The following is a 3,483-nucleotide window of genomic DNA, read 5'->3' as shown; positions in this document are numbered from 1 at the left end:
GATCTACCCGTGCTTCCAACAAAACCTATCAGGTCTCCCCGCTTCACTTTTTGACGTCTTTTTACATTGTATTTACTTAGATGACCGTATAGGGTCATATACCCATATCCATGGTCTATGCGAATATGCTTACCATAACCAGAGGCGTTGTTATCCGCGCGTTTCACAACCCCATCTCCGGACGCATAGATGGGCGTTCCTTTAGGAGCCGTAAAATCCATGCCCCGATGCATTTTTCTCGCCTTGGTGAAAGGGTCTGAACGCCAACAAAAACCAGAAGCCATTCGTGTAAGTTCTTCGTTATTTACAGGTTGAATTGCCGGGATCGCCGCCAAAAGTTTTTCTTTTTCCTCTGCCAACTTGGTTATTTCATCCAGAGATTTGGATTGAATTACCATCTGTTTTTGTATGATATCGAGCCGTTTGGTAGTGGAAGTAATCATCTCGGAATTATTGAACCCTTCCAAAGATTTATACCTGTTTACCCCTCCAAAACCAGCCTTACGTTGCTCTTCCGGAATAGGATTAGCCTCAAAATAAAGTCGGTAAATATTATTATCCCTGTCTTCGATATTCGCCAGAACATACTCCATTTGCTCCATCTTTTTATTAAGAAGCTCAAACCGCAATTCATAGTTCTTGGATTCCCTTTGTAATGAAAGTTCTCTGGGAGTATTTAAAAGATTGGTGTTGAGTAAAAGAATTAAACCGAGCAAACCTGAGATTACGGAACCTAGCGAAAAGAGGAAAATATTCCTGTAACGCCGAGATTTCTTTGGCTCTATCTTTCGATATGAAAGGGTATCAGGATCGTAATAATATTTTACCTTAGACATGAATGGATTTTATCCTATTTTTGTGCTTTCATCTTATCAAAACAAACAAATATAAAAATTGTTTTGTACAAAACATTAAATTTAATAAAACCTTGCCATTTTAGATGACTTCCAAGGAAATAAGATCAAAATTTTTAGATTTTTTTAAGGAAAAAAGTCACAAAATTGTCCCTTCTGCACCTATGGTCATCAAGGATGACCCTACCTTGATGTTTACCAATGCTGGAATGAATCAATTCAAGGAGTTCTTTTTGGGCAATTCAGTTATAAAAAACCCAAGGATTGCAGATACACAAAAATGCCTTCGCGTAAGTGGAAAACATAATGATCTTGAAGAAGTAGGTAAGGATACTTACCACCATACCATGTTTGAAATGCTTGGTAATTGGAGCTTTGGAGATTATTTCAAAGAAGAGGCCATAAACTGGGCATGGGAATTCCTTACCGAGGTTTGTAAAATTGATAAGAATAGTATTTATGTCTCTGTATTTGAGGGTAGTTTAGACTCTGATAAACTGGAAATGGATATGGAAGCTTTTAATTTGTGGAAAAGCATTGTACCGGAAGACAGAATTATTAAGGGAGATAAAAAGGATAATTTTTGGGAAATGGGAGAGCAGGGACCATGCGGTCCTTCTTCGGAAATACATGTAGACATACGCTCTAAAGAAGAAAAGGAAAAGATTGACGGTGCATCATTGGTAAACAAGGATCACCCTGAGGTAGTGGAGATTTGGAACCTTGTTTTTATCCAATACAATAGAAAAGCAAATGGTACGCTGGAACCTCTTCCAGAAAAACACGTGGATACCGGTATGGGTTTTGAACGTCTATGTATGGTATTACAAGGGGTTCAATCTAATTATGATACCGATATTTTTACACCCCTGATCAGGGAAATTGAAACAATTACAAATACTACCTACGGAAAGAACGAAGAAACAGATATTGCCATTCGTGTTATTGCAGACCATATTCGCGCGGTAGCCTTTTCTATTGCAGATGGTCAATTGCCAAGTAATACAGGAGCAGGTTATGTGATTCGTAGAATCTTAAGAAGGGCTATCAGGTATGGCTTTACATTTTTGGATACCAAGAACCCTTTTATGTTTCGTTTGGTAAATGCACTTGTTGCCAGCATGGTTGAGGCCTTTCCTGAATTAAAGGAACAACGTAACCTCATAGAAAATGTAATTCGGGAGGAAGAGCACTCTTTTTTAAGGACCCTGGAACAAGGTTTGTTATTGCTGGATGGCATTATTGATAGTACAACAGGCGATACTGTAAATGGCAAAAAAGCATTTGAATTGTACGACACTTATGGATTTCCAATTGACTTAACGGCGCTAATTTTAAGTGAAAAAGGATTGAAATTGGACCAAAGCGGTTTTGAATTGGCGATGAAAGAACAAAAGGCCCGCTCCAAAGCTGCCTCTGAAGTTTCAAAAGACGATTGGACAGTTCTTATGGAAGATGCTCAACAGGAGTTTGTCGGCTATGATTTTTTAGAAGCTCAGGTAAAACTGGTAAAGTACAGAAAAGTAGTTTCTAAAAAGGAGGGAAGCCTGTTTCAATTGGTCTTCAATTTAACCCCTTTTTATCCGGAAGGTGGAGGCCAGGTTGGTGATAAAGGTTACCTGGAAGTACCCAATGGGGATGTAGTGTACATTTTAGATACAAAGAAGGAGAATAATGAAATTATACATTTCTCAAAAAACCTCCCTAAACATCCGAACGAGGTCCTTAGGGCTGTCGTAGATAAAAAACAAAGAGAACGGACGGCTCGTAATCATACTGCTACCCATTTATTACACCAGGCCCTTAGGGAAATTTTGGGGAATCATGTAGAGCAAAAAGGTTCTGCAGTACATTCAAAATACCTGCGATTTGATTTTTCTCACTTTGCAAAAATGACTATAGAGCAACTCCGCGATGTGGAAAATTTTGTAAATATGAGGATAGATGAGCAACTTTCTTTAGAAGAACAGCGAGCAATCCCTATGCAAAAAGCACTACAAGAAGGGGCAATGGCTTTGTTTGGAGAAAAGTATGGAGATGCGGTACGTACTATAAGGTTTGGACAATCTATTGAACTATGCGGAGGTACACATGTCCTCAACACTGCAGATATATGGCATTTTAAAATTGTGTCAGAAGGTGCGATCGCAGCCGGTATTCGCAGGATAGAAGCCATTACTTCAGACGCGGTTAAAGATTTCTACCATGAAAATAATAGAAAGCTTGATGAGATAAGAGATCTTTTTAAAGGCACTAAAGATCCGGTCAAGGCTGTTGAAAACCTTCAGGAAGAAAATGCAAAACTGAAAAAGGATGTGGAAGGTCTTTTACGATTAAAAGCTAAAAATCTTCAAACATCGTTAATCCATAAGATTGAGGAAATCAACGGGGTGCAATTTTTGGCACAGAAAGTGGATTTAAATGCATCCGGCATCAAGGACCTGGCGTTTGAAATGGGTAAAGACCGAAATAACCTATTTCTATTATTCGCTACAGAAGAGGATGGAAAAGTACTTTTATCTTGTTATATTTCTAAAGAGCTGGTTGGATTAAGAGATCTCAATGCGGGGCAGATTGTGCGGGAATTAGGGAAATATATTGAGGGCAGTGGCGGCGGCCAACCATTCTT

The 3,483-nt window shown here is 38.9% G+C and carries 2 protein-coding genes; one reads left to right on the top strand and one right to left on the bottom strand.

The window, feature by feature from the left end; all coding sequences use genetic code 11:
- Nucleotides 1–836, bottom strand: an 836-nt coding sequence (locus WBN20_RS15955; RefSeq protein ID WP_424282401.1) for a M23 family metallopeptidase, incomplete at its 3' end; no start/stop codon positions are given.
- 104 nt (nt 837–940) lie between these two features.
- On the opposite strand from WBN20_RS15955, the gene alaS reads away from it, so the two are divergent.
- The coding region (alaS, locus tag WBN20_RS15950) for an alanine--tRNA ligase (protein WP_424282400.1) at nt 941–3,483 on the top strand (2,543 nt) is incomplete at its 3' end.

The organism is Eudoraea sp., assembly GCF_049665975.1.
In the GTDB taxonomy this organism is placed as follows: Bacteria; Bacteroidota; Bacteroidia; order Flavobacteriales; family Flavobacteriaceae; genus Eudoraea.
The sequence above is the reverse complement of the archived record's forward strand: the minus strand, read 5'-3'. Positions and strand labels throughout refer to the sequence as shown.